The 24,375-nt window shown below is 72.1% G+C and carries 22 protein-coding genes and 3 pseudogenes; 11 read left to right on the top strand and 14 right to left on the bottom strand.

Going from position 1 to position 24,375, the window contains the following annotated elements:
* Nucleotides 1–180: hypothetical protein (locus ACZ60X_RS00005; protein ID WP_469591614.1), on the top strand; the 180-nt coding region annotated here is incomplete at its 5' end.
* A gap of 251 nt (nt 181–431) precedes the next feature.
* Here the strand turns inward: ACZ60X_RS00005 and ACZ60X_RS00010 are convergent.
* Nucleotides 432–1,082: a DNA-3-methyladenine glycosylase gene (locus tag ACZ60X_RS00010; RefSeq protein ID WP_469591616.1), complete on the bottom strand. Its 651-nt coding sequence runs from the start codon at nt 1,080–1,082 to the stop codon at nt 432–434.
* A 100-nt stretch (nt 1,083–1,182) separates the two neighbouring features.
* Between ACZ60X_RS00010 and ACZ60X_RS00015 the strand changes: the two are divergent.
* From ACZ60X_RS00015 to ACZ60X_RS00025, 3 genes and pseudogenes are all read left to right on the top strand, one after another.
* A pseudogene (locus ACZ60X_RS00015) lies at nt 1,183–1,965 on the top strand (sporulation protein).
* A 45-nt stretch (nt 1,966–2,010) separates the two neighbouring features.
* Nucleotides 2,011–2,550, top strand: coding sequence for a YbhB/YbcL family Raf kinase inhibitor-like protein (locus ACZ60X_RS00020; protein WP_469591619.1), 540 nt, complete (start codon nt 2,011–2,013; stop codon nt 2,548–2,550).
* 167 nt (nt 2,551–2,717) lie between these two features.
* Nucleotides 2,718–3,224 (top strand): HNH endonuclease, encoded by a 507-nt coding sequence (locus ACZ60X_RS00025; protein ID WP_469591621.1) that lies wholly within the window; start codon nt 2,718–2,720, stop codon nt 3,222–3,224.
* 72 nt (nt 3,225–3,296) lie between these two features.
* On the opposite strand, the gene ACZ60X_RS00030 is transcribed toward ACZ60X_RS00025, so the two are convergent.
* The 3 genes from ACZ60X_RS00030 to ACZ60X_RS00040 form a co-directional block, all read right to left on the bottom strand.
* Complete coding sequence (locus ACZ60X_RS00030; RefSeq protein WP_469591623.1) at nt 3,297–4,259, bottom strand: SPFH domain-containing protein; 963 nt, start codon at nt 4,257–4,259, stop codon at nt 3,297–3,299.
* A 110-nt stretch (nt 4,260–4,369) separates the two neighbouring features.
* Nucleotides 4,370–4,801, bottom strand: coding sequence for an NfeD family protein (locus tag ACZ60X_RS00035; RefSeq protein WP_469591624.1), 432 nt, complete (start codon nt 4,799–4,801; stop codon nt 4,370–4,372).
* Between the two features lie 59 nt (nt 4,802–4,860).
* Nucleotides 4,861–5,658 carry an ABC transporter ATP-binding protein gene (locus ACZ60X_RS00040; protein WP_469591626.1) on the bottom strand — a complete coding sequence of 266 codons (798 nt, stop codon included), beginning with the start codon at nt 5,656–5,658 and terminating at the stop codon, nt 4,861–4,863.
* Between the two features lie 150 nt (nt 5,659–5,808).
* Between ACZ60X_RS00040 and ACZ60X_RS00045 the strand changes: the two genes are divergently transcribed.
* Entirely contained in the window at nt 5,809–6,597 is a 789-nt protein-coding gene (locus ACZ60X_RS00045; RefSeq protein WP_469591628.1) for a hypothetical protein, read from the top strand.
* A gap of 864 nt (nt 6,598–7,461) precedes the next feature.
* Here the strand turns inward: ACZ60X_RS00045 and ACZ60X_RS00050 are convergent.
* The 3 genes from ACZ60X_RS00050 to ACZ60X_RS00060 form a co-directional block, all read right to left on the bottom strand.
* Nucleotides 7,462–7,707 (bottom strand): chaplin family protein, encoded by a 246-nt coding sequence (locus ACZ60X_RS00050; protein WP_469591630.1) that lies wholly within the window; start codon nt 7,705–7,707, stop codon nt 7,462–7,464.
* A gap of 207 nt (nt 7,708–7,914) precedes the next feature.
* Entirely contained in the window at nt 7,915–8,556 is a 642-nt protein-coding gene (locus ACZ60X_RS00055) for a response regulator (RefSeq protein ID WP_469591632.1), read from the bottom strand.
* Nucleotides 8,549–9,718, bottom strand: a complete 1,170-nt coding sequence (locus ACZ60X_RS00060) for a GAF domain-containing sensor histidine kinase (protein WP_469591634.1) — start codon at nt 9,716–9,718, stop codon at nt 8,549–8,551. The genes ACZ60X_RS00055 and ACZ60X_RS00060 overlap by 8 nt, the downstream gene beginning before the upstream one ends.
* A gap of 223 nt (nt 9,719–9,941) precedes the next feature.
* Here ACZ60X_RS00060 and ACZ60X_RS00065 point away from each other — a divergent pair.
* The 3 genes and pseudogenes from ACZ60X_RS00065 to ACZ60X_RS00075 all read left to right on the top strand — a co-directional run bounded on the left by ACZ60X_RS00065 (nt 9,942) and on the right by ACZ60X_RS00075 (nt 12,720).
* A pseudogene (locus tag ACZ60X_RS00065) lies at nt 9,942–10,581 on the top strand (SDR family NAD(P)-dependent oxidoreductase).
* A pseudogene (locus tag ACZ60X_RS00070) lies at nt 10,578–11,700 on the top strand (S-adenosylmethionine:tRNA ribosyltransferase-isomerase). Before ACZ60X_RS00065 ends, ACZ60X_RS00070 begins: the two co-directional pseudogenes overlap by 4 nt.
* Before the next feature lie 297 nt (nt 11,701–11,997).
* Nucleotides 11,998–12,720, top strand: coding sequence for a transglycosylase SLT domain-containing protein (locus ACZ60X_RS00075; RefSeq protein WP_469591636.1), 723 nt, complete (start codon nt 11,998–12,000; stop codon nt 12,718–12,720).
* A 100-nt stretch (nt 12,721–12,820) separates the two neighbouring features.
* Here the strand turns inward: ACZ60X_RS00075 and ACZ60X_RS00080 are convergent, their stop codons facing one another.
* Nucleotides 12,821–15,409 carry an FHA domain-containing protein gene (locus tag ACZ60X_RS00080; protein ID WP_469591638.1) on the bottom strand — a complete coding sequence of 863 codons (2,589 nt, stop codon included), beginning with the start codon at nt 15,407–15,409 and terminating at the stop codon, nt 12,821–12,823.
* 263 nt (nt 15,410–15,672) lie between these two features.
* On the opposite strand from ACZ60X_RS00080, the gene ACZ60X_RS00085 reads away from it, so the two are divergent.
* Together ACZ60X_RS00085 and serB are read left to right on the top strand one after the other, a co-directional pair.
* The gene (locus ACZ60X_RS00085) at nt 15,673–17,931 is read left to right on the top strand and encodes a streptophobe family protein (protein WP_469591640.1); all 2,259 of its coding nucleotides are present in this window, start codon (nt 15,673–15,675) and stop codon (nt 17,929–17,931) included.
* 242 nt (nt 17,932–18,173) lie between these two features.
* A complete protein-coding gene (gene serB / locus ACZ60X_RS00090; protein ID WP_469591642.1) occupies nt 18,174–19,397 on the top strand; it encodes a phosphoserine phosphatase SerB in 1,224 nt (407 codons plus the stop codon).
* Between the two features lie 84 nt (nt 19,398–19,481).
* Here the strand turns inward: serB and ACZ60X_RS00095 are convergent, their stop codons facing one another.
* The 4 genes from ACZ60X_RS00095 to ACZ60X_RS00110 all read right to left on the bottom strand — a co-directional run bounded on the left by ACZ60X_RS00095 (nt 19,482) and on the right by ACZ60X_RS00110 (nt 22,049).
* On the bottom strand, nt 19,482–20,000 hold the full coding sequence (locus ACZ60X_RS00095; protein ID WP_469591644.1) for a SixA phosphatase family protein: 519 nt from the start codon (nt 19,998–20,000) through the stop codon (nt 19,482–19,484).
* Between the two features lie 78 nt (nt 20,001–20,078).
* A complete protein-coding gene (locus ACZ60X_RS00100) occupies nt 20,079–20,285 on the bottom strand; it encodes a hypothetical protein (protein ID WP_469591647.1) in 207 nt (68 codons plus the stop codon).
* 219 nt (nt 20,286–20,504) lie between these two features.
* Nucleotides 20,505–20,624, bottom strand: a complete 120-nt coding sequence (locus ACZ60X_RS00105) for an SGM_5486 family transporter-associated protein (protein WP_469591649.1) — start codon at nt 20,622–20,624, stop codon at nt 20,505–20,507.
* Nucleotides 20,625–20,699: 75 nt separating this feature from the next.
* Entirely contained in the window at nt 20,700–22,049 is a 1,350-nt protein-coding gene (locus ACZ60X_RS00110; protein WP_469591651.1) for a CynX/NimT family MFS transporter, read from the bottom strand.
* An 82-nt stretch (nt 22,050–22,131) separates the two neighbouring features.
* Between ACZ60X_RS00110 and ACZ60X_RS00115 the strand changes: the two genes are divergently transcribed.
* Entirely contained in the window at nt 22,132–22,824 is a 693-nt protein-coding gene (locus tag ACZ60X_RS00115) for a FadR/GntR family transcriptional regulator (RefSeq protein ID WP_469591653.1), read from the top strand.
* Here ACZ60X_RS00115 and ACZ60X_RS00120 read toward each other — a convergent pair.
* Together ACZ60X_RS00120 and fabI are read right to left on the bottom strand one after the other, a co-directional pair.
* Nucleotides 22,802–23,152 carry a hypothetical protein gene (locus ACZ60X_RS00120; protein WP_469591654.1) on the bottom strand — a complete coding sequence of 117 codons (351 nt, stop codon included), beginning with the start codon at nt 23,150–23,152 and terminating at the stop codon, nt 22,802–22,804. The two genes, ACZ60X_RS00115 and ACZ60X_RS00120, sit on opposite strands and share 23 nt — an antisense overlap.
* 454 nt (nt 23,153–23,606) lie before the next feature.
* A complete protein-coding gene (gene fabI / locus ACZ60X_RS00125) occupies nt 23,607–24,374 on the bottom strand; it encodes an enoyl-ACP reductase FabI (RefSeq protein ID WP_469591656.1) in 768 nt (255 codons plus the stop codon).
* Nucleotide 24,375: the final 1 nt, after the last annotated feature.

Consider the following 24,375-nt stretch of genomic DNA (forward strand, 5'->3'; position numbering starts at 1 on the left):
AAAGGAACCTCGACCATCGGAATGTTTCCGACGGACGGGGTATCAACATATCTGGCGTTGACTTTTGGCACGCTGTTGAGTTCTCAAGGAACGGTCGCTTCCTTTGTACTCACCCTCTCGGGCTTTCCTCCGGGCTTCCCTTCGGTGTTTCCGACTCTATCAGATCCTTTCGGCGTCTGATTCCCGGTCGGCGGGTTGTCTTCGGGCTTTTGGGCTTTCGCCTGTCGGCCTTTCGACATTCACTACGTTAGCTCATTTCCCCGGCGACTCATAATCGAGTCTCGCGAGTTCGAATTCGGGCGCGCGGGCGCGCCGAAAACGACCCCGAGGAAGGGGTTGTAGCTAGGTAGTGGAGTGGCCGCTCCGGCTGCTGGCGATCGCCGTACCCGGTTCAGCGGCTTGGGATACATTACGCACTCCCCCGGGGCACGTCAACTTCGGCGGCGCCTCGGGACATGGGCTCGATAGGGGCTCACCGTCGGATCGTCGGCGATCCAGTAACGCCAGGGATGGATCTCGCCGTTGCCGCCCTCGCCGGCCACTCCGGTGCGCGGGCCGCTCCGTACCTGGTGAGCGGGGATCTTCGTACCGGTCAGCATGCGCAGCGGTGTCTCACCCGGGGCGCACGCGTCCGTGCCGTTCAGGGCGCGGTCGACCTCCAGGGCGGTGGCCAGGCGGGCCGGGCCTTTGGCCAGTTCCCTGTCGTTGCGGGCCGAAAGTCGACGTTTGCGGGCCAGCTCGACGCCCTCGACGACCTCACCGGCGCGAAGCAGCACGGCGCTGGCCCGGCCCTCGGGACCGCAGACGAGGTTCATGCAGTGCCACATGCCATAGGTGAAGTAGACGTACACGTGCCCGGGCTCTTGGAACATCACCTCGTTGCGGGCGGTGCGGCCTCGGTAGGCGTGGGAGCCGGGGTCGTTGGGGCCGTCGTAGGCCTCGACCTCGGTCAGACGGACGGCGATCGGGCCGTCGGGGGTCGTGCGGACGAGAACGCGGCCGAGGAGGTCCGGTGCCACCTCCAGGACCGGGCGGTCGAAGAAGTCTCTGGGCAGGGGCGTGCGGTCCGGGGGCGCGATCATGCCGTCCGAGGGTAGTGCAGGCCGCGCACCGCGTCGGCGGAACCGGTGGCGGGCGGAGTGCGTTGGTAGGGGTCGAGGTTCCTTCGCAAAGGGAGAGTCAATGGCGTTCAAGAAGCTGCTCGCGAGCCTCGGGGCCGGCGGGGCCTCGGTCGAGACGGTGCTGACCGAGGTGAATGTCGTGCCGGGCGGCGTCGTCCAGGGGGAGGTGCGGATCCAGGGCGGCTCCGTGAACCAGGCCGTCTAGGGGCTGTCGGTCGGGCTCCAGGCCAAGGTCGAGGTGGAGAGCGGCGATCAGGAGTACAAGCAGGACATCGAGTTCACCAGGGTGCGGCTCGGCGGGGCCTTCGAGCTGCGGGCGGGCGCGGTGCACGCGGTGCCGTTCGGGCTGGAGATCCCGTGGGAGACGCCGGTCACGATGATCGACGGGCAGGCGCTGCGCGGAATGCACATCGGCGTGACCACCGAGCTGGCCATCGCGCGGGCCGTGGACTCGTCCGACCTGGACCCGATCAACGTCCACCCGCTGCCGGCGCAGAAGGCGGTCCTCGACGCGTTCAGCCAGCTGGGCTTCCGCTTCAAGGACGCGGACATGGAGCGCGGGCACATCAGGGGCACCCGGCAGACGCTGCCCTTCTATCAGGAGATCGAGTTCCACCCGCCCGCGCGGTACCGGGGGCTGCACCAGGCGGAGCTGAGCTTCGTGGCCGACGCGCACGCGATGGACGTCGTGCTGGAGATGGACAAGAAGCCGGGGCTCTTCAGCGAGGGCTCGGACACCTACCGGTGCTTCCAGGTGGGGCTGAACGACTGGATGGGGACCGACTGGGCGGCATATCTGAACCAGTGGCTGTCCGAGGTCGGCGGCAAGCGCAACTGGTTCTAGGCTCGGGGACTGCTGATTCCAGATCATCGATCAGGAGGTACCGAGGTGACCGAGGCCAAGCGGCGGCCGCTCCCCCACGATTTCCATCCGCCCGTTCCGTCGTTCACGGTGACGAGCGCGGACGTCGAGGAAGGCGCGACGCTCAGGGACGCTCAGGTCTACGCGGAGGGCAACACCTCGCCGCAGCTGCGCTGGGAAGGCTTCCCGCCGGAGACGAAGAGTTTCGCCGTGACCTGCTACGACCCCGACGCGCCGACGGGCAGCGGATTCTGGCACTGGGTCCTGTTCGACATCCCGGCCTCGGTGACCGAGTTGCCGGCGGGTGCGGGCGGTGGCACGTTCGAGGGCCTGCCCGAGGGCGCCGTACACGCGCGCAACGACTACGGTTCGAAGGACTTCGGCGGTGCCGCGCCGCCGCCCGGGGACGGGCCGCACCGGTACGTCTTCACGGTGTACGCGGTGGACCAGGAGAAGCTGGGGCCGGACGCGGACGCGTCTCCCGCCGTCGTCGGCTTCCATCTGCGGTTCCACGCGATCGCGCGGGCGCAGCTCATCGGTGAGTACGAGAACCCCGCGAAGGGCTGAGCCCAGCGCATCGATTCAGCCGAGCGTTCATTGAACGTTTGCCCGCCTCCGGTCTTGGAAGTGATCGGGGGCGGGCATTTTTTATTGCGTTGTCCATCTCGGCGTGCCCGTCCAGAGTTGATCCGAGCCCGCCGGGGGTGGGCAGGTGCACACGGGAGGTGGGCTGGATGCGTGACACGCTGGTGCTGAACGCGAGCTTCGAGCCGCTGTCGACGGTGACCTTGAACCGAGCCGTCGTTCTGGTGCTGCAGGACAAGGCCGTCGTCGAGCAGGCCCACCCCGAACTGCGTATGCGCGGTGCCGAGGTGGACATACCCGCGCCACGGGTGATCAGGCTGTGCAGGTACGTACGGGTGCCGTTCCGAAGACAAGCCCCGTGGTCGAGGCGGGGTGTGCTGGTCCGGGACCGGCACCGGTGCGCGTACTGCGGGCGCAGGGCCACGACCGTGGACCATGTGGTGCCGCGGGCGCAGGGTGGGCAGGACACGTGGCTGAACACGGTGGCCGCGTGTGCGGAGGACAATCACCGGAAGGCGAACCGGACTCCGGAGGAGGCCGGGATGGCCTTGCTGCGGCGGCCCTTCGAGCCGACTCCGGCCGATGCGATGCTGCTCGCGCTGGGGGCCGAGGAGTTCCAGGCGCTGCCCGGCTGGCCGGCTCGGGACGCTGCCTGAGGGGCGCCGTAGGACGCCCCGCCCCGCTCCCCTTTCAGGGGCGGGGCGGGGGAACGCGGCGCCAGGTGTCCGTCAGTCGATGCTCGGCTTCTCCCGGCGTTCCGTGCCCTGGTTCTGGGGTGGGATCGGGCTGTTGCCGCCGTTGCCCGAACCGCCGCCCAGGTGGCCGAAGTTGCCCATCGCGCCGGAGAGACCCTTGAGGGCGTCGCCGATCTCGCTCGGGACGATCCAGAGCTTGTTGGCGTCGCCCTCGGCGATCTTCGGCAGCATCTGGAGGTACTGGTAGGACAGGAGCTTCTGGTCCGGGTCGCCGGCGTGGATGGCCTCGAAGACCGTGCGGACGGCCTGGGCCTCGCCTTCCGCGCGGAGCGCCGCCGCCTTGGCCTCACCTTCGGCGCGCAGGATCTGGGACTGCTTCTCGCCCTCGGCGGTGAGGATGGCGGCCTGGCGCGTGCCTTCGGCGGTGAGGATCGCGGCGCGCTTGTCACGGTCGGCGCGCATCTGCTTCTCCATCGAGTCCTGGATGGAGGTGGGCGGCTCGATGGCCTTCAGTTCCACGCGGTTGACGCGGATGCCCCACTTGCCGGTCGCCTCGTCGAGGACGCCGCGCAGGGCCGCGTTGATCTCCTCGCGGGAGGTGAGGGTGCGTTCGAGGTCCATGCCGCCGATGATGTTGCGGAGCGTGGTGACGGTCAGCTGCTCGATCGCCTGGATGTAGCTGGCGACTTCGTAGGTGGCGGCGCGGGCGTCGGTCACCTGGTAATAGATGACCGTGTCGATGTTGACGACCAGGTTGTCCTGGGTGATCACCGGCTGGGGCGGGAACGGGACGACCTGTTCGCGCAGGTCGATGCGGTTGCGGATGGTGTCGATGAACGGGACCACGATGTTGAGGCCCGCGTTCAGGGTCCGCGTGTAGCGGCCGAAGCGCTCGACGATGGCGGCGCTGGCCTGTGGGATGACCTGGATGGTCTTGATCAGGGCGATGAAGACCAACACCACCAGAATGACCAGGACGATGATGACCGGTTCCATCGTGTTCCCCGTACCCCTCTCCGCCTCGCCTCTTCGGCAGATCTCATGACTGTGGAAGATCTTGCTGGTCGAGTCTGACAGACCGCGGCCCAACTCGCCGGTCGGATGGCTCAGATGACGATCGCGGTGGCCCCCTCGATCTCCACGACGTCCACCTCCTGGCCGACGTCGTAGGCGCGGCCGGTGTCCAGTGCGCGTGCGGACCAGACCTCGCCGGCGAGCTTGATGCGGCCGCCGGAGCCGTCGACCCGCTCCAGTACGACGGCCTGCTTGCCCTTCAACGCGTCGATGCCGGTGGCGAGTTGGGGGCGCTGTCTGGTGTGCCGGGCGGCGATGGGCCGGACCACGGCGATGAGGGCGACGGAGACGACGACGAACGCGAGGACCTGGATGACGCCGTTGAAGCCGAGTCCGGCGGCCGCCGCGGCCGCGCCGGCTCCCACCGCGAGCATGCCGAACTCCGGCATCGCGGTGACGACGAGCGGGATTCCGAGCGCCGCCGCGCCGACGAGCCACCACACCCATGCGTCGATGTCGTTCACATGGTCATGGTAGGGCGGCGGCCGGGCGGCGGACAGGGCGCACGGGGAAGCGCGGTGGGTCAGGACAGGGGCAGGCCCTGGGCGGTCCAGCGGTCGCCGACCTGCTCGACGACGAGCGGCAGGCCGAAGCAGAGGGAGAGGTTGCGGGAGGTCAGCTCCAGCTCGATCGGGCCGGCGGCGAGGACCTTGCCCTGGCGGATCATGAGGACGTGGGTGAAGCCCGGGGCGATCTCCTCGACGTGGTGCGTGACCATGATCATCGAGGGGGCGATGGGGTCGCGGGCGAGCCGGCCGAGGCGGCGGACCAGGTCCTCGCGGCCGCCGAGGTCGAGGCCGGCGGCGGGTTCGTCGAGGAGGAGCAGCTCGGGGTCGGTCATCAGGGCGCGGGCGATGAGGGTGCGCTTGCGCTCGCCCTCGGAGAGCGTGCCGAACTTCCGGTCGAGGTAGTCGCTCATGCCGAGGCGGTCGAGGAAGGCGCGGGCGCGCTGCTCGTCGACGTCCTCGTACTCCTCCTGCCAGCCGGCGGTCATGCCGTAGGCAGCGGTGAGGACGGTCTGCAGGACGGTCTGGCGCTTGGGGAGCTTCTCGGCGAGGGCGATACCGGCCATGCCGATGCGGGGGCGCAGCTCGAAGACGTCGGTGCCGGGCTTGCCGAGGGTCTCGCCGAGGATGCTCGCGGTGCCCTTGCTGGGGTAGAGGTAGCTGGAGGCGACGTTGAGGAGGGTGGTCTTGCCGGCGCCGTTGGGGCCGAGGATGACCCAGCGCTCGCCCTCCTTCACCGACCAGGAGACCTGGTCCACCAGAGCCCGGCCCTCACGGACCACGGATACGTCCTGAAGCTCCAGAACATCGCTCATGAGCGCGTTGTCTCCCCTTGCAGTGTGGCCGGTCTCGGCTGTCGCGTACGCCTGTGGCTCGGGCCGCCGCGCTTGTGGGCGAGGCCCTTATGAAATCTACGCCACGAGTGCCCCGCTCCATTCCATCGGTCTGGTCCTTAGGGTGGGGGCATGCTCTCGGAACCGCGTTCAGGACGCCTTGCCTCTTGGGGAAATGCCCTTTTGGCCGGACTTGTCTCTCCGGATGACGCCGCGCTCGCCATTGTGGGCGACGACACGGTGCACCGGGTGGAAGGGCTGCCCGGCGAGTCCGCGCCGGTCGGGCTCACACTCGCGCTGGGGCGGCTGCGCGCGCTGGGGGCGACGGGGCTGCGCGTGGCGCTGCCGACGCCCGGCCATCCGCTCGGGCTGAGCGGCCCGCCGGAGTTCAACGCGCGGGCGCTGGAGGCCGAGGAGGCGGTGGTCTGCTACGGCACCGCGTTCGGGCTGGTGCCGGAGGTGTACGAGGCCGGCCCCGAGGGCGATGTGCATGCCGAGGTGGTGTGGCATGTGCTGCCGGTGCGGGAGGCCCCGCCCGCTGATGTGCCGTCGCTGGGCGAGGCCGAGCGGGAGCTGGCGGAGGCGCTGCGCGAGGCGACCGAGGTGCTGTCGAAGCTGGACGTCGCCGGGTCGGGGCCGGTGGCGGAGGCGGCGATCGACGCGTACCGGGCGCGGGCGCAGCGGGGGCAGGAGGTGCTGGCGCCGGGGTATCCGCCGCGTGCGGTGCGGGTGTTGGAGCTGGCCCAGCGGGTCGCGCTGCTGGTGTCGCTGGCGTACGGCAACGGGCACGGGGGCGCGGTCAGCGCCGGAGAGATGGCCGCGCGGGCGGCGGCCCTGCGGCCCGTCGAGCGGACGGCGCGGCGGGCGCAGGTGGCCGCGTACAACTCCATCGTCGAGGAGCGGGAGCGGGGCGCGCGCTGAGCGAGGAGGGCTGCCGCGGTCCCGAGCGCTGCAGGAGCCCCGAGTCACCCGGCCGCTCGCGGCCTGGTCGCCGGCGCCGGGTCCGGCAGGCTGACGAGGTCGACACTCTCGCCGACGGCGTTCACCGGCGCGTGCGCCGGTAATGAGGGGAGGCGGAGGCTACGCCCGGGGGACCGGGCATACGTCCTGGGCGGTGAGGCTCGCGGGGACATCGGGGGATCTACGGCCACATCGCCTGGGCAGTGAGGCCAGGGACGGGACCGGGCGGTCCCCGGCCACGACGGCCCGGAGAGTGGGGCCCGACGCGACACCCGGCACTCCCCGACCACACGGCCCAGGCGATGAGCCCAGGGACGACACCGGGGGATCCGAGCCCACGTCCTGGGCGGTGAGGCCAGGGACGACACCGGCGAGTCCACAGCCACACGGCCGGGCAGCAAAGCCAGAGGCGACACCGAGGTCCAGCCCACGTCCCGGGCGGTGAGGCTCGCGGCGACGCCGACAGCTCCCGGCCACACCGCCTGAGCGGTGAGGCTCACTGCGACGCCGGGAAGTCCCCGCCCCGCGGCCCGGGCAGTGAGCCCAGAGGCGACACCCGGCGAGTCCACCATCACATCCCGGACAGCAAGGTCCGACGCGACACCCGGCATTGCGCAGCCACGCGGTCTGGGCGTCGGAGTCGGTCACGGCGACGGCGGACGCGCTCGGGGTGATTCGGGTGGCGGTCAGGGCGCGAACGGCCTTCGTGGCGCTGGTCAGGGGGCTTCTTGCAGCGTGGGTCGGGCGCCGCTCGGGGCGGTGGGAGGGCAAGAGGAAAGGCCCCCCGGTGCACTCGGGAGGCCTGCGGTCGCTGTCGGTGGATCCTCAGTGGTTGACGCCGAGGTTGCCGAAGGCCGGGTTCAGGACGCCGACGACGCTGACGCTGTTGCCGACCGCGTTGACCGGCACGTGCACCGGCACCTGAACGACATTGCCCGCGACGACACCCGGGGAGCCCTGGGCCTCGCCGGCGGCCTGGGAGCCACCGTGGGCGGAGGCCAGGCCCGCACCGGCGGCCACGAGACCGCCGGCCACCATCGTCACGGCCGCTGCCTTCTTCAGGTTCTTCACTTTCCAACCCCTCCTAGACGATCACCACGGCGCGTTCACCGTGGCACGCATGGGAGAACGGCTCGGCTCGCCGGAGGATGCGCCGTCCGGGTGACATTCCCACGACGGTATGAATCTCAGCCCGGAGTGTGACCCTCAGGGTTGCCATGCGTGACGGCCGTCCCGGCACGTGCGGGGCCGCGGGGAGGGGCGGTGGGCAGGGACGCCTCAGCCGGCCACGCCGTGGCGTACGGCCCACAGCGCGGCCTGGGTGCGGTCGGCGAGGTCGAGTTTCATCAGGATGTTGGAGACGTGCGTCTTGACGGTCTTCTCGGACAGGACGAGGGCGCGGGCTATCTCGCGGTTGGAGCGGCCGTCCGCGATCAGGCCGAGCACCTCGCTCTCCCGCTCGGTGAGCGAACCGCCTCTGCCCTGGCCGGAGTTGGACTCCTCCTGGGACAGCAGGGCGTCGGCGACCTCCGGTTGGAGCAGGACGTGCCCGGCGTGCACGGAGCGGATGGCGCCGGCGAGGGCGTCGGGGTCCACGTCCTTGTAGACGTACCCGGCAGCGCCCGCGCGCAGGGCCGGGACGACCGTGCGCTGTTCGGTGAAGCTGGTGACGATGAGCACGCGCGCGGGGTTGGCGAGTTCGCGGAGCCTGCGCAGCGCGTCGATGCCGTCCATGCCCGGCATCTTGACGTCCATCAGCACGACGTCCGGGCGCAGTTCCTCGGCGCGGGCGACTCCCTCGGTGCCGTCGGCGGCCTCGCCGACGACCTCGATGTCGTCCTGGACCTCCAGGAAGGTGCGCAGCCCCCGGCGGACGACCTGGTGGTCGTCGACGAGCAGCACCTTGATCGGGTCAGCCACCGGGGACCTCCATCTCGATCGTGGTGCCCTTGCCGGGCACCGATTCCACGGTCAGCATGCCGCCGACCCCGCTCGCCCGGTCCCGCATCGAGACCAGGCCCAGATGCCGTCCGGCACGGCGCACCGCCCGGGGGTCGAAGCCGCCGCCGTCGTCGCTGACGCGCAGTACGGCTCCGCCGCCGCGCCGGTCTACGCTCACCGCGACGTGCGCGGCGCCGGAGTGGCGCAGCGCGTTGTGCAGGGCCTCCTGGGCGACCCGGAGCAGCGCCTCCTCCTGGGCGGCGGGCAGCGCGCGGAAGCCGGTGCTGGTGAAGGTCACGCGCGCGCTGTGGGCGCGGTCGAGGACCTGGGTCTGGGTCCGCAGGGTGGCGACCAGGCCGTCCTCGTCCAGCGCGGCGGGGCGCAACTCCACGACGGCGGCGCGCAGTTCGTCGGTGGCCTCGGCGGCGAGCGCGGCGACCTGCTGCAGTTCTCCCTTGGCGCGGGCGGGGTCGCGGTCGACCAGCCGGGCGGCGGCCTGGGCGGTCAGGCGCAGCGAGAAGAGCTTCTGGCTGACCGCGTCGTGCAGCTCGTGCGCGAGGCGGGAGCGCTCCTCGGCGATGGTCAGTTCGCGGCTGCGCTCGTACAGGCGGGCGTTGGTGAGGGCGATGGCGGCGTGCTGGGCGAGGATGGAGAGCAGCTCCTGGTCCTCTTCGGTGAAGCCGCAACTCCCCTCGGGCTTGGGGCGCGGGGAGTGTCCCCCCGCAGAATGCAGCTTGTTGGCCAGGAAGAGGGCGCCGATGACCTCGTCGCCGTCACGGATGGGCAGGCCCAGGAAGTCGACCAGGTCGGGGTGGGCGGTCGGCCAGCCCTCGAAGCGGGGGTCCTTGCGCACGTCGGCGAGGCGCTCGGGGCGGGCCTCGTGCAGCATCGCGGCGAGGATGCCGTGCTGGCGGGGCAGCGGTCCGATGGCCTTCCACTGGGCGTCGCTGACGCCGTCGACGACGAACTGGGCGAAGCCGCCGTGGTCGTCGGGGACGCCGAGGGCGGCGTACTGCGCGTCGAGCAGCTCGCGGGCGGAGGCAACGATCGTCTTGAGGACGTCGCGCACCTCCAGATGCCTGCTCATGGCCAGCAGCGCGGCACTGACCGCGGCGAGGCCGGACCGGGGGCCTTGACTCATGTCCTCACGGTACCGGCGGGGTGTGACAGCGGGATCGGACCGGTGGCGGCCGGGGCCGGTCCGCTGGGCCTAGGGCCGGTGGTCTAGGTCGCCCGGCCGGGGCGCCGGGTGTACGCCGAAGGGCCCGTGCCGGTTGCGGCCCGCGTCCGAGGCGGCCCGGGCGGGGGCGTTCCTACGGTGTGCTCACCGCCCGACCGGCGGTCGGGACGAGGGGACGGTTGTCATGCCGGTTGCGATCATCACGGGGGCCTCGAAGGGGCTGGGGCGGGCGCTGGCCGGAGCGCTGGCCGCGCGGGGCTGGGATCTGGTGCTCGACGCGCGGGGCGCGACGGCGCTGAGGGAGGCCGCCGAGGAGGCCGCCGGGCACGGCACGCGCGTGCGTGCCGTGCCCGGTGATGTCACGGACGGGGACACCGGACCGCCCTGGTGGCCGCGGCGCGGGAGTTGGGCGGGCTGGCCCGGCTGCCGCTGGAGGGGCTGCGGCGGGCGCTGGAGGTGCACGTGGTGGCCGCGCTCGGCCTGGTGCACGCGGCGCTGCCGCTGCTGCGCGGGGCACCGGCCGGGGCGCTGATCGCGATCAGCTCGGACGCGGCGGTGGAGGCGTACCGGACGTGGGGCGGGTACGGCGCCTCGAAGGCGGCCCTGGACCGCCTGGCGGCGGTACTGGGGGTTGAGGAGCCGGCCGTGCGGGTGTGGGCGGTGGACCCCTAGGACATGGCGACCGAGCTGACGCGGCGGCCGTACCGGACGACCACGATCCGCGCCCGGCGCCGGAGGCGGTCGTACCGGCGTTCCTGCGGCTGCTGGACTCGCGGCCGGCCAGTGGGCGGTACGCGGCGCAGGCCCTCCTGGAGGAGCGATGAGGACCCGCAGGCAGGCCCCCGGGCCCGCGCGAAGCGGAGAGTGGGGGCCGGTGCCGGAGGCACTGGCCGCACGGGTGCCTGCCGAGCAGCGGGGGCCGGGCCTGGACCGGGACGCCGTACGGCTGCTGGTGTCGCGCGGTACGGCGGTGACGCATCACGCCTTCCGGGACCTGCCGGAGCTGCTGCGGTCCGGGGACCTGCTGGTGGTGAACACCTCTCCCACGTGGGCCGCCGCGGTGGACGGGCGCCTCGGGCACGCGCGCGTGGTGGTGCATGTCTCCACGCTGGGCGAGGACGGCCGGTGGGCGGTGGAGCTGCGGGAACCGGACGGGCGGGGCACCACGCGCGCGCGTGCGGGCGGGTATGCGGGGACAGAGGTGGTGCTGCCGGGCGGGGCGCGGCTGCTGCCGGAGGAGCCGGTGGGCGCGCGGGGACAGCGGTTGTGGTGGGCGCGGGCCACCGAGGCGGACGTGGCGGAGGTGCTGCGGGAGCACGGGCGGGCGATCCGCTACTCCTGTACGGAGCGGAACCAGCCGTTGGCGGCGTACCAGACGGTGTTCGCGCTGCCGTCGCCGGACGGTCAGGCCAGTGCGGAGATGCCAGTGCGGCACGGCCGTTCACCGCGTCGCTGGTGGCGGAGCTGGTGAGCCGGGGCGTGCGGTTCGCGCCCGTCACGCTGCACACCGGGGTGGCGTCGGCGGAGGCGCACGAGCCACCGTATCCGGAGCGGTTCGCGGTGCCGGAGGCCTCGGCGCGGCTGATCAACGGCGTGCGGGCCGGGGACGGCCGGGTGATCGCCGTCGGCACCACGGCGGTGCGGGCCGTGGAGTCGGCGGCCGGGCCTGACGGGGTGGTGCGGGCGGCCGGGGGGGTGGACGGACCTGGTCGTCACGCCGGAGCGCGGGGTGCGGGTGGTGGACGGGCTGCTGACCGGGCTGCACGAGCCGCAGGCCTCGCACCTGCTGATGCTGGAGGCGGTCGCGGGACGGGCCGCGGTGGACCGCGCCTACGGTGAGGCGCTGGGCGGGCTCTACCTGGTGGCACGAGTTCGGCGACGTCCCTCTCCTCCTGCCGGAGGAGACAGCTCACGCAGAGCATTGCGGCGGCAACTCATGGTGAAAACGTCGCGAGAGCGATGTGAGCCCGCGCATAGGGCCCACATCACGTACGACCGGACATAGGAGTCGAAGCTCCCCATCCGAACGGGACAGACGGTCTAGTCTGTCCCGTTTTGCCCTTCCCTGATCCACTACCCGGGATCGTACGTCACACCTTTGCCCGGGCATTTTGCGCCCGCTAAGAATTGCTCCGTCGCTCAGCGCCAGGGTCTTTCGGACCCCGGCGTTCGTGCGGGAGGAGCCGATTCCCCCGGCGGACGCAGGAGCGACCTCCGCGCTCACGAGAGGTCCATCAGCCATGCCCAAGAACGTTCTCAGCCGAGTCCATACCCGCGCCCTGACGCAGCAGGGCAAGATCGCCGTCGCCGGTGTCGCCGCTCTCGGCGCGGCCGCCCTGGCCTTCTCGGCCGCTCCCGGCGGCTCCGGCACCGTCACCACCGGTGCCCCGGCCACGACGGCCCAGGTCGCGAGCAGCGCGGCGCTGAAGAACGTCAAGGGCACGGTCACGGACCAGCTCGCCACCGACACGGTCAAGCTCGACGGCATCGCCGCGCAGAAGAAGGCCGCCGACGACGCCGCGGCCAAGAAGGCCGCCGCCGAGGCCGCCGCGAAGAAGGCGGCCCAGGACCGCGCCGCCCAGGCCGCGAACCGCTCGGCCGAGCGCCCGCAGATGGAGACGGTCGCCGCCACGAAGATCTACGCCCACAACCTCGACGGCTGGATCCGCGAGGCCCTGGACATCATGCGGGCCAAGGGCATCCCCGGCTCCTACAGCGGCCTGCACCGCAACATCATGCGGGAGTCCTCGGGCAACCCCATGGCCATCAACAACTGGGACGTCAACGCCCGCAACGGCATCCCCTCCAAGGGCCTGCTGCAGGTGATCCAGCCCACCTTCAACGCGTACCACGTGGCGGGCACGTCCGCGAACATCTACGACCCGGTCGCCAACATCACCGCCGCCGCCAACTACGCGGCCCACCGGTACGGCTCGATCGACAACGTCAACAGCGCGTACTGAGGGCTGGCGCGCGGACCTCAGCAGCGTGACGCCGAAGGGCGGCACCCCGGTTCCGGGGTGCCGCCCTTCGGCGTATCCGCACACACACACGCGCGCGTGCTTACTTGCGCATGACCTCCGGCTCGTGGCGGCGCAGGAAGCGGGCCACGAAGAAGCCGCAGATCGCGCCGAGCGCGATCAGCGCGACCATGTCCAGGGTCCAGGCACCGGCCGTGTGGTTCCACAGCGGGTCGGTGCTGCCGGGGTTGTCCGTGTTCGGCGCGATGTTGTTGAAGTCCAGGGTCGTGCCGGCCGCGGCCACCGCCCAGCGCGACGGCATCAGGTACGAGAACTCGTTGACGCCGAGCGTGCCGTGCAGGGTGAACAGGCAGCCGGTGAAGACGACCTGGATGATCGCGAACATCACCAGCAGCGGCATGGTCTTCTCCGCCGTCTTCACCAGCGAGGAGATCACGAGGCCGACCATCATCGAGGTGAAGCCGAGCGCCATGATCGGCAGGCACAGCTCGACGAGGGTGCTGCCGCCCAGGACGAGGCCCTGGTCCGGGATGTCGCGGGCCGAGAAGCCGATCACGCCGACCAGCAGGCCCTGGAGCACGGTGACGACGCCGAGCACGACCACCTTGGACATCAGGTACGCCGACCGGGACAGGCCGGTCGCGCGTTCGCGCTCGTAGATGACCCGTTCCTTGATCAGCTCACGGACCGAGTTCGCGGCGCCCGCGAAGCACGCGCCGACCGCGAGGATCAGCAGCACCGTGGTGGCCGTGCCGTTCGGGATGTGCGTGCCGGTGATCTTGTTGATCGCCGGGTTCACCAGCAGGCCCCGCTTGTGGTCGATCAGCAGGCTGACCGAGCCGAGCACCGCCGGCAGGATCACCGTCAGCGCCAGGAATCCCTTGTCGGAGACGATGACCGACACATAGCGCCGGATCAGCGTCATCAGCTGCGAGCCCCACGGCTGCGGCTTGGGCGGCCTGACGGCCTGCATCGGCGGCATGTGCGCGGGTACGGCCTGGGGGGCGGCCGCGTCGATGTCCGCCGCGTACATCTGGTAGTGCTGCGAGCCCTTCCAGCGGCCCGCCCAGTCGTAGTCGCGGTAGTTCTCGAAGGCGGAGAAGACGTCGGCCCAGCTGTCGTACCCGAAGAAGTTCAGCGCCTCCTCCGGCGGGCCGAAGTACGCCACCGCACCGCCCGGCGCCATCACCAGCAGCTTGTCGCACAGTGCCAGCTCGGCCACCGAGTGGGTGACCACCAGGACCGTACGGCCGTCGTCGGCGAGGCCGCGCAGCAGCTGCATGACGTCGCGGTCCATGCCCGGGTCGAGACCCGAGGTCGGCTCGTCCAGGAAGATCAGCGACGGCTTGGTGAGCAGTTCGAGAGCCACGGACACGCGCTTGCGCTGACCGCCGGACAGGGAGGTGACCTTCTTGTCCTTGTGGATGTCGAGCTTCAGCTCGCGCAGCACCTCGTCGATGCGGGAGTCGCGCTCGGCGGCGGTGGTGTCGGCCGGGAAGCGCAGCTTGGCCGCGTACTTCAGGGCCTTCTTGACGCTCAGCTCCTTGTGCAGGATGTCGTCCTGGGGCACCAGACCGATGCGCTGGCGCAGCTCGGCGAACTGCTTGTACAGGTTCCGGTTGTCGTAGAGCACCTCGCCCTGGTTGGCCGGCCGGTAGCCGGTGAGCGCCTTGAGCAGGGTCGACTTGCCGGAACCGGACGGGCCGATGACCGCGACCAGGGACTTCTCCGGGACGCCGAAGGAGACGTCCTTCAGGATCTGCTTGCCGCCGTCGACCGTGACGGTCAGGTGGCGCGCGGAGAAGGAGACCTCACCGGTGTCGACGAACTCCTCCAGCCGGTCGCCGACGATCCGGAAGGTGGAGTGGCCGACGCCGACGATGTCGGCCGGCCCGAGCAGCACCGAACCGCCCTTGGCGATCGGCTGGCCGTTGACGTACGTGCCGTTGTGCGAGCCCAGGTCGCGGATCTCGAAGCGGCCGTCGGGCGTCGAGTGGAACTCGGCGTGGTGCCGGGAGACCTGCAGGTCGGAGACGACCAGCTCGTTCTCCAGGGCACGGCCGATGCGCATCACGCGGCCGACGGCGAACTGGTGGAACGTGGTCGGGCTGCGGTCGCCGTAGACCGGCGGCGCCCCCGCGCCACCACCGGGTTCCGCTTGCGCGTACGGGTCGGCGGGCGCCGCCTGCTGCTGCGGGAACGCCGGTGTCTGCGGCCGCTGTTGCCAGTCGGCCGGCCCGGCCTGCTGCGGTACGGCCTGCTGCGGCGCCGCGGCCTGCGGTGCGACGGCGGCCTGCTGCGGCGCGGCGGCCTGGTGGGCCCACCCCGGAGCCCCGGCGCCCTGCGCGGCGTACGGCGCCGGCTGCTGCAGGCCGGCCGCGGCACCGGACAGATTCAGCCGCGGTCCGTCGGTGGCGTTGCCGAGGTGCAGCGCTGTGCCCGGGCCGATCTCCACCTGCTGGATCCGCCGGCCCTGCACGAACGTACCGTTGGTGCTGCCATGGTCCTCGATGACCCAACTGCGGCCGTTGAAGCTGACCGTGGCGTGTCGCCAGGACACCCTGGCGTCGTCGAAGACGATGTCACCCTGCGGATCGCGGCCGAGGGTGTACGGCCTGGACGGATCCAGCGTCCAGGTCCGTCCGTTTGATTCCAGAACGAGTTCAGGCACTCCATGCCCCACTGAGTTGTCCCCCGAATTACCCCCATCGCAGGGAGTCTAGGGATGTCGAACATCGGGGGGAACTATTTCAGGCTCCCGCCCCTGACTGAAACCCGGGCCTTGTCACGAATGCGTCCGTGCGCTGCAACATGCGCCGTTGACGGGGCGGAAATCCGCCCGGAGAGTGGTAATCCCGGCGAGGGGGACAAGCGTGGCCGTGCCACGGCACAGTGGTTCAGCGGGCGCTGCCAGGAGGGGATCGGGGGCCGCCCATGGGTTCTGCCACGCGTACCGGGACCGCGCGGCGCGCCAGGAAGGTGCCCTGGGCCGACGTCCTGCTGTCGGCGATCGCCGCGGTGAGCTGGGCGTTGGCCGGGATGGCGGCCGCCGCCGCGCTGGGGCTGCATCTGCTCCGGGCGGACGCGGCCGGCTCACTGGGCCCCATGACGGCGGCCGTTGTGGCGCTCGGGGCGGGCGGTTCGGTCGTGCCGTCGGGCAGTGTGTCCGCTTTCGGACTGAAAGGCGACGCGGCGCACACCGCCATCGAGATCACGCCACTCGGCGTGAGCCTTGCCGGTGCGCTGCTGTTGTCGTGGTTCTTCCTGCGCTCCTTGCGCACGGCGGGAGTTGTGATCGCGCCCGCCGAACTCCTCGCCCGTGCGGGCACGGTGGTCGCCCTCTTCGTCGCGGTGCTGGGCGGCCTCGCCTGGGCGGGCCACGACGTCGTCACCCTCGACGGCGGCTCGCTCGGCGCGGGGAGTGGGGGTGGGGCCGGCGGTGCCGGCGACAAGGGAGGCGGCGGACTCACGCTCCCCGGTGTCGGCGACGTGGGCGGACTGCTGCCGCACCGGATCGGCGGCCTGGTCCACGCCAAGGCGGGCGTCGGCTTCACCGTGGACACCCCGGCCACCCTGCTGGGCGGCCTCGGCTGGTGCGCGGGTGTCCTGCTGATCGCCCTGCTGGCCGCGCGCCGCGCCCCGCTGCCGCCGACCTGGTCCGCCGTGCACCGGGTGGTGCGGCCGGCGGTCTCGTCGCTCGTCGGCGTACTCCTGCTGACCGTCACGGCCGGGCTCGCGGCGGCGGCGTACGCGGCGGTAGGCGACGCCCATCCGCGACGGATCGCGGGCGCGGCCCTGCTCGGCGCCCCGAACGGCGTCTGGCTCGGACTGCCCCTCGGCCTGTTCGTCCCCTGGGACGGCCGGGCCACGGGACTGCTCCGCACCGTCCTCCCCCACCCGCTGGACCAACTCCTCGCCGCGCCCTCCGACCGGCCCGTGACCCTGCCCCGGCTGGCCGGCCTGGACGGCCGGGTGTGGCTGCTGGCGGTGGCGGCCGCACTGGCGATGCTGCTGGCGGGAGCGCTGACGGCGGTACGCACACCGGTGGCGCGGCGGCCCGGCGGCGCCACCGGTGGGCGGGGGCACGGGGCGGGGCCCGCTGACAGCGCCCTCGGCCTGGCCGTCCACTGCGCACTGCGCCTGGGGGTGGTGACGGCTCTTGCCCTCCCCCTGCTCGCCCGGCTGACGGACGTCTCCGTGACCGCGTCCCTGTCCGTCCTCGGCTTCGACGCCTTCGGCGCGGGCCTCACCCTGCACGGCCACCCGGGCGCCGCGCTCCTGCTCGGTGGGCTGTGGGGTGCGGCGGCCGGAGCGGCGGGCGCGCTGCTGGCGTGGGCCACGGGAGCGGCGGGGACCGGGGCGGTGTGGGCCGCCCGGGGCGTCGTGGGAGCCGAGCACGGCGTACACGGAAGCGAGGGAGCCGGGCACGGCGCGCACGAAAGCCAGGGAACCGGGCACGGCGCGCACGAAAGCCAGGGAACCGGGCACGGCGCGCCGCGGGACGCCCGGCCACCGGTGTGTGGCGAGGGCGCCGGGCCGTATGTGCCGAGCGTGCCGTACCGGCCGCCGAACCCGGACACCAATCCGTACCTCCGGGTGCCGGGACACCCCCGGCCAGCGGATGCCCCGGGGGCGGTGCCGGGCGTCGACGGGGCCGCGCGGCGAGGTGGGGGTGGTGGGGCGAGGGGCGGGGGCGACGTGGCACGGGGCGGGGAGGGTACGGCGCGGGCGCGGGACGACGTGCCGCGAGCCGAAGGGGATCTGGCAGGGAGCGGAGACGATGTGGAGCGGGCCGATGACGACGTGGCGCGAGCCGGGTACGACGCGGTGCGCCCCGAAGGCGACGCGGCACGGCGCGGCGGCCGTCTGCCGGGCGCCGGGGCCGACGTGTACGACGTGTACGACGTGTACGACGTGTACGACGCGCCGACCATCGACGGGCCGGTCGGGCCCGCCCCTGCGCGTCCTCGGCGTGGCCCCGGAGTTCGTCCGGACCATCCTCGGGCCCGGCCTGACGGCCAGGCACAAGGGACGGGCGGCCGCGCACCGGAGCCGCAGCGGCCGGAGTGGCCGCCACCGCCGCCGCCACCCCCGCCCCCGCCACCGCCGCCGCCACCGCCGCCGCCACCCCCGCCACCGCCACCGCCACCGCCACCGCCGCCGCCACCGGGGAAACCGAAGCGGCGGGGATGAGCAGCGGCTCCCCCACCTGGGTCCTCCACCGCCGTGCGGGTGAGGAGCCGTCCTCCTGACCTGCCTCCAGGAAGCCTTCACCCAGGCCTCCCCCAGGCCTACCCAGGGCTTCCTCCGGGCCTTCCCCCAGGCCTTCCTCCGGTGGCAAGATCCCTGATACCGGCTGGACATCCATTGTTCCGTGTCCGTCAGGCGGACCTCGGCGGCGCGAGGCACTGGGTGCCGGATACGGTGGTGACACCATGAGCGCTTCGCAGACCGCCGCTTCGCAGACCCCCGAGGCTCCCACCCTCCTCGTCAAGATCTTCGGCAAGGACAGGCCGGGCATCACGGCCGGGCTCTTCGACACCCTGGCCGCCTACCTCGTCGACGTCGTCGACATCGAGCAGGTCGTCACTCGGGGCCGCCTGGTTCTGTGCGCGCTGGTGACGCAGCCGCCGGCCGGTCTGGAGGGCGATCTGCGGGCCACCGTGCACAGCTGGGCCGAGTCGATGAAAATGCAGGCGGAGATCATCTCGGGGCACGGCGACAACCGGCCGCGTGGTCTCGGGCGCTCCCTGGTGACCGTGCTCGGCCACCCGCTCACCGCGGAGTCGACGGCTGCGGTGGCCTCGCGGATCGCGAAGGCCGGGGGCAACATCGACCGTATCTTCCGGCTCGCCAAGTACCCGGTCACGGCCGTGGAGTTCGCGATCTCCGGAGTGGAGACCGAGCCACTGCGCACGGCTCTGGCGTCGGACGCGGCGGCACTGGGTGTCGACATCGCGGTGGTCTCGGCCGGTCTGCACCGGCGCGCTCAGCGGCTCGTGGTCATGGACGTGGACTCCACGCTGATCCAGGACGAGGTCATCGAGCTGTTCGCCGCACACGCCGGCTGCGAGGACAAGGTCGCCGAGGTGACGGCGGCGGCGATGCGCGGTGAGCTGGACTTCGAGCAGTCGCTGCACGCGCGCGTGGCACTGCTGGAGGGGCTGGACGCCTCCGTGGTGGAGAAGGTGCGCACCGAGGTCCGGCTGACGCCGGGCGCGCGCACCCTGATCCGCACGCTGAAACGACTCGGCTACCAGGTCGGGGTCGTCTCCGGCGGCTTCACGCAGGTCACGGACGATCTGAAGGAGCGGTTGGGCCTGGACTTCGCGCAGGCCAACACGCTGGAGATCGTCGACGGCAAGCTCACCGGCCGGGTCACCGGCGAGATCGTGGACCGGGCCGGCAAGGCGCGGCTGCTGCGCCGGTTCGCCGCGGAGGCCGGGGTGCCGCTGGCGCAGACCGTGGCGATCGGCGACGGCGCCAACGATCTGGACATGCTCAACGCGGCCGGTCTGGGCGTGGCCTTCAACGCCAAGCCGGTGGTCCGCGAGGCGGCGCACACGGCGGTGAACTTCCCCTTCCTCGACACCGTGCTGTATCTGCTGGGCATCACCCGTGAAGAGGTCGAGGCGGCCGACACGCACGACGAGGGCTGAGCCGCCGCGCGGCCGCGGCGGACCGTGTACCGGAGAGGGCCCCGGTGCCGCCCCCGCGATGCCGGGCCCTTTCGCGTCTCCTCGTCAGCTGTGCGGGGTCCAGAAATCGACCAGCCTGGCCACGCCGTGCTCCAGGGACTTCCAGGGCCCCTCGAAGGTGAGCACCGCGAAGGCGGCGGTCGGGAAGCCGCTGCGGTTCATCTTCGCGAGCAGTTCGCCCTCGGCCTCTGCCGCGAGGGCGTCGGCGAGGGCGTGGACGCCGGGGTTGTGGCCGATCAGGATCACGTTGCGCAGGTCGTCCGGGGTCTCGTTGAGCAGGGCGATCAGCTCGCCCAGGGAAGCCTCGTAGACCCGCTCCTCGTAGACGGTCCTCGGTCGCTCCGCCAGCTCGTGGACGGCGAGCTTCCAGGTCTCACGGGTCCGGACCGCGGTGGAGCAGAGGGCCAGGTCGAGGGTGATGCCTGCGTCGGCCAGCTTGCGACCCGCGACGAGGGCTTCCTGACGGCCGCGCTCGGCGAGGGGGCGCTCGTGGTCGGCCTCCTGGCCCCAGTCGGCCTTCGCGTGCCGGAGAAGGACGATCTTGCGAGGTTCTTCAACGCTCATGAGGCCCAGCTTCGCATGAAACAGGCCATGTGGTGCAGGGAGTTGATGTGCGGGTTCACCGCGCACAGGGTCTCCCGATCAGCGCGCGAGCAGCTGCCGGGCGCGCTCGAGGAGCTGCGTGATCGCGGGGTCGCCGCCCGCCGCGTGCGCGTCCGACGGGTTCAGTATCAGCAGCAGGAGCGCGATGAACGCGAGCGCGGGCAGGGCGAGGGCCCACCACGGCAGCCGGATGTCGACACGGCCCGTGGTCGCCGGGTGGGGCCGGGAGTGGGGACGGGCCGGCATGATCGCCTCCGAGGGTCTTCGAGCGGGTCCGTGACCGCCCTGCGCGGTCACATCTCGAAGCTACGGAATCCGCGGGCACCGTCCCATCCGGAAACCCACCCACTCGACCCTGACCCTCACCCCCTAGGGGATGGTGGGGCCAGTCCCACCATCCGCCGCAACGTGGGGTCCCCGGGGCCCGCGCTCAGGAGGAGGCCGCCCCCACGGTGAGGGCCGCCCTCACGGAGAGGCGATGGTCGCGATGATGGCGATGACGGCGAAGATGGCGAAGAACGAGCCGAAGACGATCAGCATCTTCTTCTGACCGTGTTGCGGGTTCGGGTCGAGCACAGGCTGCATGCCGTCAGTCTCGCACCAGTCCCACGCGCGCGTGCCGCCGGGGTGGCTCGCTCGGCGTGCCGCCGGACCGGCCGCTCAGCGTGCCGCCGCCTCGTCCTCGACCGTGCGGTTCCGGCCCGCCAGGAAGCCGACCAGGATCTGCGGCACCATCAGGGCCGCCATCAGGGCGATCGGCACGCCCCAGCCGCCGCTCTGCTGGTAGAGCACACCGACCAGCAGCGGGCCGGGGATGGAGATCAGGTAGCCGGTGCTCTGCGCGAACGCGGACAGCTGGGCCACGCCCGCACCACTGCGGGCGCGCATACCGACCATCGTCAGGGCCAGCGGGAAGGCGCAGTTGGAGACGCCCAGCAGCACGGCCCAGGCCCAGGCGCCGTCGGCCGGGGCGAAGTACAGGCCGGCGTATCCGGCGAGCCCGCACACGCCGAGGACCAGCACGATCGGCCCCTGATGGGGCAGCCGCGTGGCGACGCGCGGGATGACGAAGGCCAGCGGCACGCCCATCACCATGGTGACGGCGAGCAGCACGCCCGCAGTGCCGGCCGCGACACCGGCGTCCCGGAAGATCTGCGCCATCCAGCCCATCGTGATGTAGGCCGCGGTGGCCTGCAGGCCGAAGAAGACGGCGAGCGCCCACGCCGTACGGCTGCGGGTGATGCGCAGGGGGGCGGGTCGCTCCTCGGCCGCCTCGGCGGTCTCAGCCGTCCCGGCCCCGGGCGCCGGTTGCGGCCGCCGCTGTCCGGGCGCGGTGCCGCGGTCCCTGACGAGCGGCAGCCACGGCAGCACGGCGGCGGCCGCGAGGGCGGCCCACACGGCGAGGCCGGGCCGCCAGCCGCCGCCCATGGCGTCGGTCAGCGGCACGGTGACGGCGGCGGCGAGGGAGGTCCCCATGGCGAGGGCCATCGAGTACAGGCCGGTCATGGAACCGACACGGTCGGGGAACCAGCGCTTGACGATGACCGGCATGAGCACGTTGCTGACCGCGATGCCCATCAGGGCGAGCGCGCTGGCGGCCAGGAAGCCGGCCGTGCCGCCGACGTACGGCCGTATCAGCAGGCCCGCGGTGATGGCCGCCATGCCCGCGCAGACGACGGCGGCCGGGCCGAAGCGGCGGGCCAGGCGGGGTGCGGCGACGCCGAAGACGGCGAAGCACAGCGGGGGCACGGAGGTGAGCAGGCCGGCCACGCCGCCGCTCATGCCGAGTCCGCCGCGGACCTCCTCCAGGAGGGCGCCGAGGCTCGTGATGGCCGGGCGGAGGTTGAGCGCGGACAGCACGATGCCGACGACGATCAGGCGGGTCGCCCACGCGCGCGTGCGGTCCGCGCCGGAGGTCGCCTCCGGAGTGCTCACTGGGCGGGCGTCGCGGCGTCCGGTGGGTGACATCGCCGTACGGGTATCCGCTGTCCGGGTTTCCTCACTAGCCATGAGGTCCATCATAGAATCATGGGATGATTGGTTGTCCATCCCCGGGACGTCCGGACCCGGGCCTGTCGTGCGAAGGTGGGCCATGCCCCTGAGCCACCCGCGCCGTTCGGCGCTGTCCGAGCAGGTCATCGCCGAACTGCGCAACCAGATCACCTCCGGCGAGTGGCCGGTCGGCTCGCGCATTCCGACGGAACCCGAACTGGTCGAGCAGCTCGGTGTCGCCCGCAACACGGTCCGCGAGGCCGTGCGCGCGCTCGCGCACAACGGTCTGCTGGACATCCGGCAGGGCTCCGGCACCTATGTGGTGGCGACGAGCGAGCTGGCCGGTGTGATGCACCGCCGGTTCGCCGACGCCGACCCGCGGCACATCGCCGAACTGCGCTCCACGCTGGAGTCCGCCGCGGCGAAGCTGGCCGCCGAGCGGCGCACCGAGAAGGACCTCAAGCAGCTGGACGCGCTCATGCAGCGGCGTGAGGAGGCCTGGGAGACAGGCGAGACGGAGGCGTTCGTGGCGGCCGACGCCACCTTCCACCTGGCCGTCGTGGCCGCCTCCCACAACGACGTCATGACCGCGATGTACGCCGACCTGGGCGAGGTGCTGCGGGACTGGCTGCGCGCGGACGTCGGGGCGGAGCTGACCCCTGAGACGCACATGGACCACACCCGGCTGGTGGACGCGATCCGGACCGGGGACACGGAGGCGGCCGCGGCCGAGGCGGCGAGCTATCCGTTCCTGTGCCGCCCGGGCCGGTTCAGCGCACCTTCTGGTGGCTGATCCAGGCCGCGCGGACGTCCTTCCAGCACCGTCCCGTGAGCCGTACGGTCAGGGCGGGCGGGGTGTCCACGGGTGCGCTGTCGGTGCCGATGTCCCACCACTGGGCGCACTTGATGTGCAGGCGCACGCGATCGGTGTCGGCATAGGGGTTGTGGCAGTAGACCACCACGTGGGAGCCGCGGACGGTCGTGCGGCAGGCGGCACCGAAGAGTTCCGGCGCGGGCGGCTTTCCGTGGTGCACGCGCGCGTAGGGCATCGCGTCGTACGGCAGGGAGAGGACGAGGGCCGCGGCCACGGTCACCGGGGCCAGGCTTCTGGACAGGCGCACAAGGGGGACCTCCTCTGCCGGACCGGGGGAGGACCGCCTGGGGTGAACGCGTAATCCAGCGTGCGCCGTGGGCTCGGCCATCCGCCCGGCGAGTGGGCCGAACGGGTGATCCGGCGCGCTGTACGAACGCGCGGGGACCGCTCGCGCCGTCACCGCGCGGACGCCCGTCGGCTCCGCACCCCCTGTCCGTCCCCGTCCGTCCCGGTCCGCCTTCGCCGCTTCGCGCGCCGCCGGGCGGGCTGTCGGCCGCTGCGCGCGGGACGTGCCGGACAGGCCCCGGACGGGCCGCGGCCCGCGCCGCGCGATCCACCTCGCCCCGAACCGGCCACAGGCGCGCGGCCCTCGGCATCCCGTTCACCTGCGGGCACCGCCACGCCCGCCCCTGGCACGCGCGAGGCCCGCACGCCCGTAAGGGGTGCGGGCCTCGGACGTCGGCCAGGGCTCAGCGGCGGTGTCACGCGCCGATGGCGTGCAGCCCGCCGTCGACGTGGATGATCTCGCCGGTGGTCTTCGGGAACCAGTCGCTCAGCAGGGCGACGATGCCGCGGCCGGCCGGCTCCGGGTCCTTCAGGTCCCACTCCAGCGGGGAGCGGGTGTCCCAGACGGCGGCCAGCTCGGTGAAGCCCGGGATGGACTTCGCGGCCATGGAGCCGATCGGGCCCGCCGAGACGAGGTTGCAGCGGATGTTCTGCTTGCCCAGGTCACGGGCCATGTAGCGGTTGGTCGCCTCCAGGGCGGCCTTGGCCGGGCCCATCCAGTCGTACTGCGGCCACGCGTACTGCGCGTCGAAGGTGAGGCCGACGACCGAGCCGCCGTTCTGCATCAGCGGCAGGCAGGCCATGGTCAGCGACTTCAGGGAGTACGCCGAGACGTGCATGGCGGTGGCGACGGACTCGAACGGGGTGTTGAGGAAGTTGCCGCCGAGCGCGTCCTGCGGCGCGAAGCCGATGGAGTGCACGACGCCGTCGAGGCCGCCGAGCTCCTCGCCGACGATGTCGGCCAGCCGGCCGAGGTGCTCGTCGTTGGTGACGTCCAGCTCGATGACCTTGGTGGGCTTCGGCAGCTTCTTGGCGATGCGCTCGGTCAGCGTGGGCCGCGGGAAGGCGGTCAGGATGATCTCCGCGCCCTGCTCCTGCGCCAGCTTGGCGGCGTGGAAGGCGATGGAGGACTCCATCAGCACACCGGTGATCAGGATGCGCTTGCCCTCAAGGATTCCGCTCATG

The organism is Streptomyces sp. NPDC104106, assembly GCF_055584345.1.